This window comes from Herbaspirillum seropedicae, from assembly GCF_001040945.1.
In the GTDB taxonomy this organism is placed as follows: domain Bacteria; phylum Pseudomonadota; class Gammaproteobacteria; order Burkholderiales; family Burkholderiaceae_D; genus Herbaspirillum; species Herbaspirillum seropedicae.
On sequence record NZ_CP011930.1, the window covers coordinates 871,652 to 885,687 of the forward strand.

The 14,036-nt window shown below is 66.1% G+C and carries 16 protein-coding genes; all 16 read left to right on the forward strand.

Going from position 1 to position 14,036, the window contains the following annotated elements; translation table 11 throughout:
* The 16 genes from ACP92_RS03965 to pilN all read left to right on the forward strand — a co-directional run bounded on the left by ACP92_RS03965 (position 1) and on the right by pilN (position 14,027).
* Positions 1 to 657, forward strand: a complete 657-nt coding sequence (locus ACP92_RS03965; protein WP_013232828.1) for a hypothetical protein — start codon at positions 1 to 3, stop codon at positions 655 to 657.
* Positions 658 to 747: 90 nt separating this feature from the next.
* Positions 748 to 1,881: a type III secretion system cytoplasmic ring protein SctQ gene (sctQ, locus tag ACP92_RS03970; RefSeq protein ID WP_167578377.1), complete on the forward strand. Its 1,134-nt coding sequence runs from the start codon at positions 748 to 750 to the stop codon at positions 1,879 to 1,881.
* A complete protein-coding gene (sctR, locus tag ACP92_RS03975) occupies positions 1,875 to 2,537 on the forward strand; it encodes a type III secretion system export apparatus subunit SctR (protein WP_013232830.1) in 663 nt (220 codons plus the stop codon). The genes sctQ and sctR overlap by 7 nt, the downstream gene beginning before the upstream one ends.
* A gap of 65 nt (positions 2,538 to 2,602) precedes the next feature.
* The gene (sctS, locus tag ACP92_RS03980; protein WP_013232831.1) at positions 2,603 to 2,866 is read left to right on the forward strand and encodes a type III secretion system export apparatus subunit SctS; all 264 of its coding nucleotides are present in this window, start codon (positions 2,603 to 2,605) and stop codon (positions 2,864 to 2,866) included.
* 3 nt (positions 2,867 to 2,869) lie between these two features.
* Complete coding sequence (locus ACP92_RS03985) at positions 2,870 to 3,658, forward strand: EscT/YscT/HrcT family type III secretion system export apparatus protein (protein WP_013232832.1); 789 nt, start codon at positions 2,870 to 2,872, stop codon at positions 3,656 to 3,658.
* Between the two features lie 15 nt (positions 3,659 to 3,673).
* A complete protein-coding gene (gene sctU / locus ACP92_RS03990) occupies positions 3,674 to 4,789 on the forward strand; it encodes a type III secretion system export apparatus subunit SctU (protein ID WP_013232833.1) in 1,116 nt (371 codons plus the stop codon).
* A gap of 2 nt (positions 4,790 to 4,791) precedes the next feature.
* Complete coding sequence (locus ACP92_RS03995; RefSeq protein WP_013232834.1) at positions 4,792 to 5,322, forward strand: hypothetical protein; 531 nt, start codon at positions 4,792 to 4,794, stop codon at positions 5,320 to 5,322.
* A gap of 78 nt (positions 5,323 to 5,400) precedes the next feature.
* A complete protein-coding gene (locus ACP92_RS04000; protein ID WP_013232835.1) occupies positions 5,401 to 5,805 on the forward strand; it encodes an EscI/YscI/HrpB family type III secretion system inner rod protein in 405 nt (134 codons plus the stop codon).
* Positions 5,806 to 5,820: 15 nt separating this feature from the next.
* Positions 5,821 to 6,699 (forward strand): type III secretion system inner membrane ring lipoprotein SctJ, encoded by an 879-nt coding sequence (sctJ, locus tag ACP92_RS04005; protein WP_013232836.1) that lies wholly within the window; start codon positions 5,821 to 5,823, stop codon positions 6,697 to 6,699.
* Entirely contained in the window at positions 6,696 to 7,343 is a 648-nt protein-coding gene (locus ACP92_RS04010) for a hypothetical protein (protein WP_013232837.1), read from the forward strand. Before sctJ ends, ACP92_RS04010 begins: the two co-directional genes overlap by 4 nt.
* A 43-nt stretch (positions 7,344 to 7,386) precedes the next feature.
* Positions 7,387 to 8,088 (forward strand): FliH/SctL family protein, encoded by a 702-nt coding sequence (locus ACP92_RS04015; RefSeq protein WP_013232838.1) that lies wholly within the window; start codon positions 7,387 to 7,389, stop codon positions 8,086 to 8,088.
* A 123-nt stretch (positions 8,089 to 8,211) separates the two neighbouring features.
* The gene (locus ACP92_RS04020; protein ID WP_013232839.1) at positions 8,212 to 8,445 is read left to right on the forward strand and encodes a hypothetical protein; all 234 of its coding nucleotides are present in this window, start codon (positions 8,212 to 8,214) and stop codon (positions 8,443 to 8,445) included.
* A 4-nt stretch (positions 8,446 to 8,449) separates the two neighbouring features.
* On the forward strand, positions 8,450 to 8,863 hold the full coding sequence (locus tag ACP92_RS04025; protein ID WP_013232840.1) for a hypothetical protein: 414 nt from the start codon (positions 8,450 to 8,452) through the stop codon (positions 8,861 to 8,863).
* On the forward strand, positions 8,860 to 10,941 hold the full coding sequence (gene sctC, locus ACP92_RS04030) for a type III secretion system outer membrane ring subunit SctC (RefSeq protein ID WP_013232841.1): 2,082 nt from the start codon (positions 8,860 to 8,862) through the stop codon (positions 10,939 to 10,941). The genes ACP92_RS04025 and sctC overlap by 4 nt, the downstream gene beginning before the upstream one ends.
* Positions 10,942 to 11,526: 585 nt before the next feature.
* Complete coding sequence (locus ACP92_RS04035) at positions 11,527 to 12,219, forward strand: toxin co-regulated pilus biosynthesis Q family protein (RefSeq protein ID WP_013232842.1); 693 nt, start codon at positions 11,527 to 11,529, stop codon at positions 12,217 to 12,219.
* A complete protein-coding gene (gene pilN / locus ACP92_RS04040) occupies positions 12,219 to 14,027 on the forward strand; it encodes a PilN family type IVB pilus formation outer membrane protein (RefSeq protein WP_013232843.1) in 1,809 nt (602 codons plus the stop codon). Before ACP92_RS04035 ends, pilN begins: the two co-directional genes overlap by 1 nt.
* Positions 14,028 to 14,036: the final 9 nt, after the last annotated feature.

The following is a 14,036-nucleotide window of genomic DNA, read 5'->3' on the forward strand; positions in this document are numbered from 1 at the left end:
ATGTCGGCATCGCCCTTGTCGCTGTCCTTGTCGCTGGCGTCCGAGGCAAATCTGCCGTTGGCACCACCGACGCCCAAGCCGGCCAGGCTGAAGTTGCCGCCCCGGCCGCCTGTTGCGGCGTCCACCGCCGCAGAGGAGGCCAGACCCGCGCCCAGGCAACTCCAGCCGCAACGACCGCAGCGCAATGCAGCGCATGGCCAGGCCACCTCACGCAGCGTGCCGCGTGCGCCGGGCGAACGCGAGACGCGCACCGCCGGCGCCGAGCAGGAGCGTTCCCCCGCGGGACTGCCTTTGCTGTTGACGGTGGACGGGCAGGGCGGGCAGCGTGGACAGGGCGACGGCGGCAGCGAGGGCGATGAGCAGAGCGGCGGCACGGGCGCAGCGGGTTTGCGTGGCGTGCCGGACGAGGCGGACGAGCTGGACTGCGCGCTGCTGGCCGAGGCCATGCCGCCGGCCGGGGCCAGCGGCCTCTTCGAGGTGCTGCTGCCCTGTGGTTCGCGGCTGGGCGTGGCGATCGACATCGGCCCGCGCTACACCTCCTTGCTGCTGATGCCTTCCACCGAACGCCTGCGGGTGCAAATAAAAAAGAAAAGGATGGAACTGGAAAACACGCTGGCGCAACGTATGGAGACATCCGTCAGGCTGACGGTGTTGTAAGGGGCGGGCAGGAGCGGCGGCGTGATGCGGCCTGGCTGGCTGATCGCGCTGTCGCAGCCTGGCGCTTTCCTTGCGATCCAACAGGCTGCCATGTCCGAATCTTCCGATGTCCTCTCCTCGTCGCCGCTGGTCTTGCCGCTTGATCTACGCAGCGGTGCGCCGCTCATCGGCGCCGAACAGGCGCAATTGAGTCGGCTGCTCGGACGCGGTGTGCGTCTCGCGCTGGGTCGGGACGACATGGCGTTGCTGGCGCTGCCGGCGTCGGCGACGGCAGCATCGGCAGTAGCGGCGATGGCGCCGGACCTGCGGTTGCAGACCGCGGACGGCGTATTGCTGCTGGCGCAGGGAGAGCGCTTGCTGGCGGGATTGACCGGCATCGATCCCGCCGCCAGCCGACATGCCGATGGCAGGTTCGCACCCTGGCTGGCGGCGGCGCTGGCGGGACGTCTGCAGCAGACGGCGCTGGCCAGCCTGCACACCGTCCAGCCATGCGCGGCGGGCGACGCCGCCCAAGCCGGCCTGGTCGCGCTGCGTCTGCGTCTGCGCGATCCGACCCACGCCATCGAGACCCTGGCCTGGGCAGCGCCCTCGCTATGGCGCTGCTGGCTGGAAGCCGCCGAACCGATGCAGATGCCCCTATCGGCCTGGTCGGGCCTGCCCTTGTCGAGCACCGTCCTGCTGGCCACGCATCGCTTGCCCAGCAGGGTCATGGAGGCGCTGCGGGTGGGCGACCTGCTGCTGCCTGAGCGGCCCTTGTTTGACATCCACGGCCACGGCCGCATGACGCTGGGCGCCCGCCAGTGGCGGGTGCGCTATATCGCTCACCAGCGCTTGCAGATCATTTCACAGGAGAATGCCTTGAACCATGACACCGACCTCGCGCAATCGTCCGCAGACCTGGACGCCGATCCCGATGACGAGGCCTTCCATGACGCCGATGCGTCTGCGGCCAGCGCGGAGGAGGGCGACGAAGGGCGGGACGGGGAGGACGGGCCGGACGTTGCCGTTGAACTGCCCCTGACGCTGCAGGTCGAGCTTGGCCGCTTGAGCCTGTCGCTGTCGCAGCTGCGGGCGCTGGGCGAACAGGTCGTGCTGGAGCTGCACGGCGCTTCCGCCCAGGCGCTGCGCATCACCAGCGCAGGCGTGGAACTGGGCCGGGGCGAGGTGGTGTCGGTGGATGGCCGGCTGGGCGTGCGCATCGTCCGCTGGAGCGGCGCATGCTGAGCGGGCAGTTCGATGTCGTTTCATTCTCGGTGCTGCTGGCGCTCATGGCGCTGGTGCCGCTGATGGTGGTGACGACCACTTCCTTTCTCAAGATCTCATTGGTGCTGCTGGTGCTGCGCAACGCCATCGGCGTGCAACAGGTGCCGCCGACGCTGGCCATCTACGGCATCGCCCTGGCCTTGTCGGTATTCATCATGGCGCCCACTGTGCAGGAGGTGGGCAAGCGCGCCATGGCGGTGGACGTGTCCCATCCGGCGGCCTCGCGCACCGTGCCCATCCTGGAGCGCGCCCAGGATGCCTTCGATCCGCTGCGCAAGTTCATGCTCAAGATGAGCCATGCCGAGCAGCGCGAGATGTTCCTGGCCTCGGCCAAGAAGCTCTGGCCCAAGGAAGCGGCCAAGGATGCCCAGCCCACCGATGCGCTGATCCTGATCCCGGCCTTTGTGGTCTCTGAATTGCAGACCGGGTATGAGATCGGCTTTCTGATCTATATCCCCTTCGTGGTGATCGATCTGCTGATCTCGAATCTGCTCATGGCGCTGGGCATGCAACAGGTGAGCCCGCAGACCATCACCATTCCGCTCAAGCTGTTGCTCTTCACGCTGGTAGGCGGATGGGCCAAGCTGCTCAACGCGCTGGCCATGTCGTATGTCTGAGCGACGGGTCCTTTCCTGTCGCATTCCATCTCCATTGAACCCACATTGAAACCGAGGAGACGGCCGTGGCCGATACCATCAACTTTTTCCAGCAGAGCCTGTGGATGGCCATCATGATGTCGGCGCCGCCGCTGCTCATTGCCACGCTGTGCGGGCTGGGCGTGTCGCTGATCCAGGCGGTGACCCAGATCCAGGACCAGACGCTGCCCTACGTGGTCAAGCTGGTGGCCGTGGCGGTGACGCTGGCCAGCATGGGCCGCTGGATCGGCGTGGAAATGTTGCGCCTGGCCGACCTGGCTTTCACCATGGTGCCGGACATCGGACGCTGAATCATGCCGGCTTCGCTGCTGCTCGATCTCCAGGCGGTGCTGGTCACGATGGCGCTGGTCACCCCGCGCGTGCTGGTGTGCCTGGTGATCCTGCCCGGCTTCGGCCTGAACGTGCTGACCGGCCTGGCCAAGAACACCGCCGCCATGGCCATCTCCTTGCCGGCGGCGCTGCCGACCTTCCTGTTCGTGCAGCGCACCGCACCGGACATGCTCACCACCGGCGTCATGGTCTTCAAGGAGGCCATGATCGGCCTGATGTTCGGCGTGCTCATGGCGATCCCCCTGTGGGTGGTGCAGTCCATCGGTTCGATCTTCGACAGCCAGCGCTCACCGATCCAGATCCAGGCCAACAACGCCACCGTGGACCGCGATGCCAGCGCGGTAGGCGCCTTGCTGCTGCAGGCGGTCGTGCTGGTGATGGTGCAGGCCGGCATGTTTGCCGGCATGGCGCGCATTCTCATCGAAAGCTATGCGGTATGGCCGGCCTTCACCCTGGCGCCCCCCTTCGAGCCTGGTCATTTCGACGTGCTGGTCAAGCGTTTCGGCGAGCTGCTCTGGTACATCGTGGTGTACGGCGCGCCGGTGCTCATTCCCTTGGTGCTCATCGAGTTCGGTTTTGCCATCGTCGGCGTGTTCGCCTCCAACCTGCAGGTGTCCTTCGCCTCGGCGCCAGTCAAGAGCCTGGTCGGCCTGCTGATCATGCTGTTGTACTGGTCGACCTTCTCGCACTACGTGGCTGGCGACTTCGCCCACCTGCTCGACCTGCTGACGGTCCTCATGGCCCAGCGCTGACCCGGCAAGGATGACATGAGCGACGACAAGAACGAAGAACCGACCGACAAGAAGATCGAGGACGCCAAGAAGAAAGGGCAGATCGCCGTCAGCCGCGACCTGGCCCGGCTGGTGACGCTGGTGGCGGTGATGGAGGCGGCGCTGGCCGCTGACAGCCTGTGGCGCGGCGCGGTCTTCAATCTGATGGAGGGTGGGGTGCTGGGGGTGGGGCAGGATTTCCAGACTGCCATGAACAACCAGCTGACGGCGGCGCTGATCTTACTGGCCGTGGCCTTCTTCGCGGTGCTGGTGATCTGCCCGCTGGCCGCCGTGGTCGGGCACTGGGGCCAATTCGGCATGCTCATCGCCACCGAGGCGCTGGAGCCCAAGCTGGACAAGTTGAACCCGGTCAACGGCATCAAGCAGATCTTTTCCAAGAAGAAGCTGGTCGAGCTCTTCATCACCGTGGGCAAGGCAGCCCTGATTGCCGGCATGATGTATAGCGCCATCCACAGCCAGCTGGGCGCCATCTTCACCTTGGCCGGGGGCGAACCCAAGGACGTCTATGAGGCCTTCGTGACGCTGTTGCGCAATATCTTCCATCTCATCATCGTGGTCTGCCTGGTGCTTGGCGTGATCGATTACGCGGTGCAGAAATACTTCCACAAGAAGGACCTGATGATGGACCAGGAAGAGATCAAGCGCGAGTTCAAGGAATCCGAAGGCGACCCCATGGTCAAGGGACAGCGCAAGCAGCTGGCGCGCCAGTGGGCCAATGAAGCGCCGGCGGCCAAGACCGAGAAGGCCAACGCCGTGGTGGTCAACCCGACCCACTTCGCGGTGGCGATGTTCTATGACGCCGATGAGGCCATGGTGCCGCTAGTGCTGGCCAAGGGCCGCGACGAGATCGCCCAGGCAATGATCGCGCGCGCGCATGCCTGCGGCATCCCGGTGATCCGCCATGTCTGGCTGGCGCGCACGCTCTACGCCACCTGCCAGGACGACATGCCGGTGCCGCGCTCCAGTTACCAGGCCGTGGCGCAGGTCTATGCGGTGGTGCACGAGCTGGTCGCCAGCGGCGAAGTGCAGCGCGAAGTCGAACTGGAATCCCTGGGCGAGCCGCCCGAACGCGACACCCTCCCGAAAGGATGAACATGGCACGGCCCCCCGATCTCAGCGAGCTGGTCAACACCCGTCCACCTGCACCGCGCCGTCCCAGAGCATCGGCGGAAGAGCCGCCGGCGCAGCGCAGCGCGCCGTCGCCGCCCGCTGAACCGGCCTCCCGATATGGCCCGGAAAGCGAGGTGCCGCTGGGCGACGCCGCGCCCGCGCGCGGTGTCGAGCCGGTGATCGAGCCGGAGATCGAATCGGCGCGTAGCCCGGCATCGGTGCCGATCGGGCGTGGCGAGGCTGGTCAGGAGCTCATCATCGGCAGCGGCGACCGCGCCCACCATCTGGCGCTGGCGCCGGGTGTTGGCCACAGCGTATTGCGTGCACCGCGTCCCCTGCGTGGGCGAGAAGGAGGGGGCGCGCCCGCACCAGGCGAGCCCTTGATCGCCCGCTCGCCCCCCGGATCGCGCGCCGATTGCCGCCGACGTTGCGGCCTGGGCGCATGCTGCGACCCGGCCTCGGAGCTGGGTTGCGGCGGCCTGCACTGTGCCGGCGGGCGCTACGTCACCCTCTGAATGCATAGCGCGGGAACCGGCAGGGGCGTGGCGCCCACCCACACACTGTCCAATCCGGATTCCGAGGGAGCCATCCACATGCAACAGGCCTCATTGCAGCAGAGCAGTACTCCGAATGACCTGGCCGGTGGGCCGACCCGCGACGCCGGCATCCACATGGAGATTCAGCCGGGTGGGGCGGAGGCTGAGCATTTCAAGTCCATGTTCGAGCAATACCTCAACAAGGACGCCCTGCGGCTCAAGCCCAATACCCATTCGCTGGGCAGCGCGCTGGCGCAGCGGACCTCGTCGCTGGCCGCCGAGGTCAAGCAGGACCAGCTGTATGTCTCCAGATTGCTGGAGCAGGCCACCCGCACCGGCGATTCCATGCAGCTCATGAAGGCCATGATGGCGCTGAGCGACTACCAGATCCGCGTGCAGACCATCTCCAAATGTGTTTCCAAGGCGTCGACTTCGGTCGATTCGCTGACCAAGCTCCAGTAACCCGAAAGGCGTCCGATGTCCTTTACCGCCCGCATGCTGCGTATGGGCTGCCTGTTGCTCTTGCTGGCAACGCTGGCGGCCTGCTCCAGGATGGTTGTCCTGCAGGCCGCGCTCAATGACGCCGATGCCAATGAAATCATCCTGGTGCTCAACCGCAAGGGCATCGAGGTCGACAAACAGAAAGGCAAGGACGGCGTGACCTTGCTGGTCAAGGACGTGGAACTGTCGCGCGCGACCGAAACCATGAACGCCGCCGGCCTGCCGCGCCGCAGTCTCTCCAATCTGGGTGAGGTGTTCAAGAAGCAGGGCATGATCTCTTCGCCCATGGAGGAACGCATCCGCTACATCCACGGCCTGTCGGAAGAGCTCGAATCGACCATGCTGCAGTTCGACCACGTGGTCTCGGCGCGGGTCCATGTGGTGCTGCCGGAGCGCATCGCGCCGGGCGAGCCGATCCAGCCGTCCTCGGCGGCGGTGTTCGTGAAATACCGTCCGCCGCTGGACGAGGATGCGGTGATGCCACGCATCCGCCGGCTGGTGGCTTCCAGCATTCCTGGCCTGGCCAGCGAGGATGGCCGCAGCAAGGTATCGGTGGTGATGATGCCGGGTGAACCGCCCACGCCGGGCATCGAATGGACCATGCTGGGGCCCTTTACGGTGGCCGTGTCTTCCGCCGGCGGCCTGGCGCTGACCATGAGCGCCTTGTTGCTGACCACCTTGTCCAGCCTGGGCTACATCGGCTTGCAGCGCGCCTTGCGTCATCCGCGCGTGGCCCGGATGGTGGCCGAATTCGCCGCCCGCCGCATCAAGAAAGCCCAGGACAAGGCTCAGGCCAAGGCTCAGGGCCAGGCCAAGCCCCAGGCGCCCGAGCCGACGGCAGGGCGCGGCACATGAGGCAGGACAGGATGGACCCCAAGGCGGCGTCCGCGCCCAGCGCATCCTTCCTCGACTGGTGGTTTGCGCCGTGGAGCTATGCGCACAGGCCGTGGCCGTCGCTGTGCCAGGGCATGCTGGCACAGCGCGATGCGTATCGGGATTGGTGCCGGGTGGTCGGCGTCGCGGCGGACCTGCCGGACAGCGGCGACCTGCGCTGGCAGATGACGATACGCGACAGCGAGGAGTTCCATCACGCCGCCACCCTGTATGGCGGCCTCTTTGCCGCGCGTCGGCACGATCAAGCCGAACTGGCCTGGCTGACCCCGGCGGAGCGCCGCTGGTGTCTCAGCGTGGCGCTGACGCAGCCGCTGCAGCCCTGGTCGGGATCGCTGCCGGAGGAGCTGCGCGCCATCGGCGTACGCGCACGCGGCATGGCCGAGCTGGCGCTGCGGCTGGAACGCGCCTTTCCCGGTCTGTGGTCGCGGTTGCGCCTGCTGCTGCCGGAGCAGGAGGCGCACCAGCTGGCGCAGGTGTTGACGCCGACGCTGTCGGCATCTGCACCGCCGCCCCTGCCGCGTGAGCGCGAACGTAACTGCTGGCAGCTGTGCCTGGCCCAGGCGCGCGCTGGCGCCTTGTCAAGCCAGGCGCTGTTGTCGGCTTGACCCTTACCCTTACTTCTTACCCTTACCCGAAGCGAGTTCTTACGTGGCGCCAGCGACCTCATCATTCCTTGCCGCAGAGCTTTGCCTGCCGCCCAGCCTGCGACCGCGCCACGGCGTGGTGAGCAGCGTCGATTTCCGGGTGACCGAAGACGCCCGCCTTGCCGCCGCGCAGCTGGTGCAGCAAGCCCAGGCCGAGGCCGCTGGCATTCGCGAGCAGGCCCGGGCCGACGCGCTGGCGGCCTTGCACGATGAAGAGCGGCGCATCGCCCATGAAGCCGGCCAATTGCTGGCGCGCCTGCGCGAACGCGAGGCCAGCATGCTCGAGGGCGTCGCCGGGCTGGCGGTCGATCTGGCCCATTCCATCTTCGATCGCCTGCTGGTCGATACCACTGCCCGCGAACGGGTGATGGCCGCCTGCCGACGCGTGCGCGAAGAAGCACCGCCCAAGCTGACCGAGGCCGTGGCCTGGCTGCATCCGGAGGACGCCGCCAGCCTGGCGCAGGAGGACGCCTTGCCGTGGGAGTTGCGCACCGACGCACGGCTGGCCCAGGGCAGTTGCCGGCTGGAGGCGGCCAGCGGCGAATGGCGCGCCGACTTCAGCCTGGCGGCCGAGGCCTTGCGCGCCACTGTACAGCAATGGAATGCACCGGGAGGCGGTGCGACGGAGGACGCGTGCGGCGTCGGTCAGGACGATGAACTGGATGACGATCCCGACCAGGAAGAGGAGGACGGCGAACAAAGTTGAGACTTTTCCAGGCGAACCGGATGACTGCTGGTGTTACCTATCGAGAGAACCACCTTAGTCAACCGACCACCGGAGCACCGGAGCGCAAGCCGCTTGCCGGTCCGGTCCCCCGAGGAGCAGAGCATGTCAGCCCAATCCAATCCCTTCCTGCAGAACCTGCGCCAGCTCAACACACGTTTCGACACCACTGCTGAGCAACTGAGCGATTTCAATCGCCGCCAGGCCGATGGCGAACATCCCGATCCCGCCGAATTCATGGATCTGCTCGGCAAGCAGTCGGTGACCCGCACTGCCATGACGGCCCAGTTCGGCCTGATGCAGAAGCCGCTCAAGACCGTCCTCAACGAAACCCGCTGAGGCGATGGTTTCCCAGGAAATGGAGCAGTGGCTGCAAGCGCTGCCATTGGGCGAACCGATCGACATCGGCGGTGAAAGCCTGTGCCTGCTGGTCGATGATGACGGCGCCGAGCTGGTGCTGGTGCTGCTGCGCGAGCCCAGCCAGGCGCAGATTGCCGAGGCCATGCGCAGCGGCTTCCAGTGCGCGCTCGACTTTGAGGCCGGCCTGGCCATTGCCGAGGATAGCGGGGCGCTGGTATTGAATCGCTGGCTGGCGCAGGCCGAGACCTGGGTCGATGTGGCCGAGGCGTTGGAGGACATCCTCAACCAGGCCGCCTTGTGCCGCGTGGCGATGAAGCCGTCCACGGCGCGGCCAGCGCCAGAGGCAAACCGGGCCGAGCTGCGCATGCGCGCGGCCCTCAACGGGGGAACATCATGAACGCGCGTGAGATCATCAAATCCTGGGGCATGGGCTTGCTGCTGGCAGGCTTGCTGTTGTGGGGCACGACCTTGCACGCCGCCGTGCCGCCGGCCTGGAAGGACGGCGGCTTTTCCATCAGCGCCAATGGCATGACGGTGCGCGGCGTGCTGGAGGAGTTCAGCCGTACCTATGGCGTGCGCCTGAACCTGAGCGCTGACGGCGCCCAGATCGTCAAGGGCCGGCTCAAGGCCGACAATGGCGTCGAGTTCCTCAACCGGCTTACCGGTGCCCACAGGATGCGCTGGTTCGTCTACAACGATACCTTGTACGTGACCCCGGCGGCCGACAATACATCTTCACGCATGCAGGTCGGGGAGGACGCTGTCATGGACGCCAAGGCGGCGCTGGTGGGCCTGGGCCTGTTCGACGAACGCTTCGGCTGGGGTGAGCTTCCCGATGAAGGCGTGGTGATCGTCAGCGGTCCGCGGGTCTATGTGGACCTGGCGCGCGAGGTGCTGATGCCGGTCGGCAAGAAGGAAAAGCTGCGCGGACGGCAGATCATGCTGTTTCGCCTGAAGTACGCCAGCGCCAATGACCGGGTCATCAATTCACGCGGCAAGGCAGAGACCATTCCCGGCATCAAGACCATCCTGACCAATCTGCTGATGGGCGCGCACGGCGGTGAAAAGGTGACCGGCAACAACCGCTTCGACGCCGACAGCCGCAAGCGCTCGCGCACCGGGCGCATTGCTCGCGCCGATGGCGACGAGGCCGCAGCGGAGTCCTCGGGCCAACGCTTTACGCCGCTGTTCTCGCCGCCGGGCGGCAATGGCCGCAATCAGCTCATGGCCGGCGCGGGCAACGACAATGCCGGCGCAGGCGCGAGCGCTGCGCAGGAAGCCGAAGGCAAGCAGCCGCCGCGCATCGAAGCCGATTCCAGCCTCAACGCCATCATGATCTATGACGACATCGCCAAGCGCGACATGTACGCCGCCCTGATCAACCAGCTCGACGTCAAGCCGCAGCAGGTGGAGATCGAAGCGCTGATCGTCGACATCGACCGTAGCCGCCTGGCCGAGATGGGCGTGGAATGGGGCGCGCGGGCCGGGGTGGTCAATACCACCGTCAACGGCACCACCACGCAGTCCAGCGGCACCGACCTGCCGCTGCCGGGCGCGACCCTGCTCATCAGTGACGCGGCCCGCTTCTATGCGCGCCTGAAGGCCATGGAGTCCAACGGCGAAGCGCGCGTGCTGGCCACGCCCACCGTGCTGACGCTGGACAACGTGGCGGCCGTGCTGGACCTGAGCCAGAGCGCCTACGTGTCCCTGATCGGGGAGCGGGTAGCGGACATGTCGGACATTACCGCCGGCACCATGCTGCGGGTGATCCCGCGCATCATCGATGACGGCGGGCAGACGCGCGTGCGGCTGGAGGTCGATATCGAAGACGGCTCGCTCAACAACGGCAACAACGACAGTGGATCGAACTCATCCCGCGGCACCGGTGCGTCCACCATCGCCGCCAGCGTGACCCGCTCCACCATCAACACCCAGGCCATCATCGATGCACAGCAGACCCTGATGATTGGCGGCTATCGTGCCGAATCGCTCATCCGTAACAAGCAGAAGGTGCCGCTGCTGGGCGACCTGCCGGTGGTGGGCGGATTGTTTCGCAGCGAATCGCGCTCCAACAGCACACGCGAGCGTCTGTTCCTGATCACGCCGCGCATTACCAGCTTCGATGGAACACGCCTGGCCTCCAATGCCGCTGCCGCGCGTCCTAACAGTGCCTCGGCGGGAGCTGCAGGTGCAAGCACGGCAGCGCCGCTGCCGCCGAATGCGCCTGGCATGCCCAGCGCTCCCGTGCCCGCGCCCAACCAGACTTCGCTGCCACTGCCGGCCCCCGCCGGAGCGGCCACTTCCGGCGGCGCGCCACCGGTGATGCTGCCCTTGCCCGTAGGCGCGGCCACACCCAGGGCGGAAGAACCGGCCACGGCGGCGGCCCCCTCCGGCGGATCGCTGATGGGGGTACGCATGCCCTTGCGCAAGACCGCCAACCGGTGTGCGCGACCGGGCAGCGTGGGCATGCTGTAGCGCAGCTGTGCGCCGGGAGAAAAATATTTCCTCAATGATGGAACCGCCCAGGTGAGCATCCGCACTCATGGATATCTCACCTGGCGTCAGTGACTGGTAGAGCAGCGCCGGGTGGCAAGAAAGCCAGTAGCAAGGGCAGCAACAAAGGTAGCAAAAAGGCAAGGGGGCTCCATACGGATCGCAAGACAGGGATTCCGGAGCGGAGGAAAGACGTCCGTCATCCAGTTCCAGTCGGTCATATTTGTTGAGAAATTTTTTCCGGCTTTTCGTTAATATCTGCGACAAGCCTGACAGACAGGACGCAGCAACAGTCCTGCAGGGAAGTAGCTCATCGCGAGGCGTACCGCGCCGATGTAGAGCTCGTCTGTCGCAATGACAGGCGATGCGGTGAGAAAGATGCAACGGTAGCAATCATCAATCGGCACAACCAGCACCAGCCAGTACCAATCAGCAGCAACCGAACGTACCAGAAGGTCGGCGACATCGATGGCGCTGGCGGCCGTCGTCCGCCGGTGCGACCAGGACTCCGCAGGGAGCCGGGGACGGCGTTTGCCTTTTTTTAACGATGATGTTCATGGGAAGCATATGAATCGCACGATCACAGCAGGCAAGCATCGCAGTGGCCCCTTGGGCGCCGCCTGTGCCCTCATGTTCCTGGCCGCCCTGGGTGCGGCCGGAGAAGTCCGCGCCGCCGGTATCGCAGCGCCGGCCGATGTCGCTTCGGCGCTGTCGTTCTCCAGCGCAATCGACCAACGTTTCGAGCTGCTGGCCGGCGACACCGGCGCGGCCGATGATTGCCTCACGCAGGGCGCGGCCGTTGATACCGTCTTCATGCTGGCCAAGGCGGAGATCGACAAGAAGACAGTACGCGACAGCGCCGCGCGCAAGAAGGGACAGGCCGCAACCGTGACCGACACGCCCGCCTCCGCAGCCGATACGCCATCGACCGCTGCCAGCGCCCTGCCTGCCGCCACGCCGTTACCGGTTGCGCCAGCGGCCGTGGGTATTGCCGCTAGCGCCACGCGTGACTGGGAAATCATCGTCTCCGACAAGACCCTCAATGCCACCATGGCCCGCTGGGCCGCCGCAGCCGGCTGGCAATTGCTGTGGGAGCTGCCGGTGGACTACGCGGTGGAAGCGCGCACCCGCGTCAGCGGCACCTTCGAGGAGGCCGTCTCTATCGTGGCGCGCAGCATGGAAGGCGCCGAGATTCCGATGAAGGCGGTGTTCTATCAGGGTAACAAGGTCTTGCGCATCATTGCCAAAGGGAGCGAGTAATGAACCTGGCATCCATGAAATTGCCGATCCTCTTGCCCCTGGTGGTGGTGATGGCGGGCTGCAGTGCGCTGGCCGATCGCATCGAGGGCAACGTCAACCAGGAAGGCGATCGCGCCACGCGGCTGAGCCGCGATGTCGGTCGCACCGCACCGGGATCGGTGCTGCCCTCCACCCCGCTGGTCAAGCACGAGTCCGGCATCTGGCTGGGCAAGACCGCCATCAAGCTGGGGCAGCCCTCATTGCCGCCGATCTTCTATGAGCCGACCACCTTCGACCGCACCATCAATTCGCTGACCGAACTGGCCGAACGCATCACCTTGCGCTCAGGCCTGCCCAGCAAGGTGACGCCGGATGCGTTGGAGGTCTCCTCGGCCGCCTTCCGTCTGCGCGGCGGCGGCATGCCTCTGCGTCCGGGCATGATGGGCGCGGGCCCGGCCCCAGCCGGCGGCGCGCCGGTCGCCATGCTGCCGCTGCCCCTGGGCGCGCCGGGCGAGGGACAGAGCAGCCCGGTGCAACCCGGACGGGGGCCGGCTGCCAGCACCGGCCAGACCCAGCCGACCTTTACCGACCTGCCCAATGGCGTGCGCATTGCCTATAACAGCGGTTCGCTCAAGGGCTTGCTCGATACGGCGGCGGCACGCTTCGGCGTGTCCTGGAAGTTCAGTGAAGGGGTGATCCAGTTCTTCCATACCGAATCGCGCAACTTCCAGATCAGTGCGATTCCGGGCGACTCCACCTTCTCGGCCACCGTGACCAGCGGCGCCACGTCGACCGGAGGAACGGCTGGTACCAATGGCGGCGGTGGCAGTGGTGGGGGCAGTGGTGGCGCCGGCAGCGGCGGTGGCGGCGTCAATGCCAACAACACGCAGAATACCGCCGTCGCCTCCAAGCTCTCGGTCTATACCGGCATCGAGTCGGCCATCAAGGTGATGCTCTCGCCCTATGGCAAGGTGCTGGCCTCGCCTGCCACCGGCTCGATCACGGTGGTGGATACCCCTGATTCGCTGGATCGCATCGCCACCTACATCGACGGCGAGAACAAGTCACTGTCGCGCCAGATCGCCATCAACGTCACGGTGCTGTCGGTCACCTTGAGCGACGATGACCAGTACGGCATCAACTGGAATGCGGTGTACAGAAGCCTCAACAGCACTTTCGGCATCGCCAACGCCTATGAGGGGGCATTGAGCACCGGCCTGGTGTCGTTCACGGCGGGTATTCCCAGCAGTGGAACCTCGGGCTTTTCCGGCAGCCAGGCGGTGATTCAGGCGCTATCCCAGCAGGGCAAGGTGAGGCGCCAGACCACCGCTTCGGTGGTCACGCTGAACAACCAGCCGGTGCCGGTGCAGGTGGCACGCCAGACCACCTACCTGCAATCGCTGCAAAGCTCGCTGGTGGCGCAGGTCGGGACGACCACCTCGTTGACACCAGGCGTGGTGACGGCTGGCTTCAACATGAGCATCCTGCCGCACATGCTGACCAACGGCACGGTGATGCTGCAGTTCTCTACCGATATCTCGACGCTGCGCCGCATCCGCCAGATCACGGCCAGCACCGATTCCTCCGGCAGGGCCACGGCGCTGATCGAATCGCCCGAACTGGATACGCGCAACTTCCTGCAGCGGGTGGCGATGAAGTCCAACGAGACGCTCATCATCAGCGGTTTTGAACAGACCGATGAAAACCTCGGCCGCAGCGGCGTGGGGGATCCGAAGAACCTGCTGCTGGGCGGAGGCGTCTCGGCCGCCACCAACAAGGAAGTGATCGTGGTGCTGATCACCCCGGTGGCCATGGGCTCTGCCTCGTAAAGGGTTGTC

Bases quoted from the DNA above. Each gene is read 5' to 3' on its own strand.
- ACP92_RS03965 (WP_013232828.1), top strand. From the start codon at position 1: ATGTCGGCATCGCCCTTGTCGCTGTCCTTGTCGCTGGCGTCCGAGGCA.
- sctQ (WP_167578377.1), top strand. From the start codon at position 748: ATGTCCGAATCTTCCGATGTCCTCTCCTCGTCGCCGCTGGTCTTGCCG.
- sctR (WP_013232830.1), top strand. From the start codon at position 1,875: ATGCTGAGCGGGCAGTTCGATGTCGTTTCATTCTCGGTGCTGCTGGCG.
- ACP92_RS03985 (WP_013232832.1), top strand. From the start codon at position 2,870: ATGCCGGCTTCGCTGCTGCTCGATCTCCAGGCGGTGCTGGTCACGATG.
- sctU (WP_013232833.1), top strand. From the start codon at position 3,674: ATGAGCGACGACAAGAACGAAGAACCGACCGACAAGAAGATCGAGGAC.
- ACP92_RS03995 (WP_013232834.1), top strand. From the start codon at position 4,792: ATGGCACGGCCCCCCGATCTCAGCGAGCTGGTCAACACCCGTCCACCT.
- ACP92_RS04000 (WP_013232835.1), top strand. From the start codon at position 5,401: ATGCAACAGGCCTCATTGCAGCAGAGCAGTACTCCGAATGACCTGGCC.
- sctJ (WP_013232836.1), top strand. From the start codon at position 5,821: ATGTCCTTTACCGCCCGCATGCTGCGTATGGGCTGCCTGTTGCTCTTG.
- ACP92_RS04010 (WP_013232837.1), top strand. From the start codon at position 6,696: ATGAGGCAGGACAGGATGGACCCCAAGGCGGCGTCCGCGCCCAGCGCA.
- ACP92_RS04020 (WP_013232839.1), top strand. From the start codon at position 8,212: ATGTCAGCCCAATCCAATCCCTTCCTGCAGAACCTGCGCCAGCTCAAC.
- ACP92_RS04025 (WP_013232840.1), top strand. From the start codon at position 8,450: ATGGTTTCCCAGGAAATGGAGCAGTGGCTGCAAGCGCTGCCATTGGGC.
- sctC (WP_013232841.1), top strand. From the start codon at position 8,860: ATGAACGCGCGTGAGATCATCAAATCCTGGGGCATGGGCTTGCTGCTG.
- ACP92_RS04035 (WP_013232842.1), top strand. From the start codon at position 11,527: ATGAATCGCACGATCACAGCAGGCAAGCATCGCAGTGGCCCCTTGGGC.
- pilN (WP_013232843.1), top strand. From the start codon at position 12,219: ATGAACCTGGCATCCATGAAATTGCCGATCCTCTTGCCCCTGGTGGTG.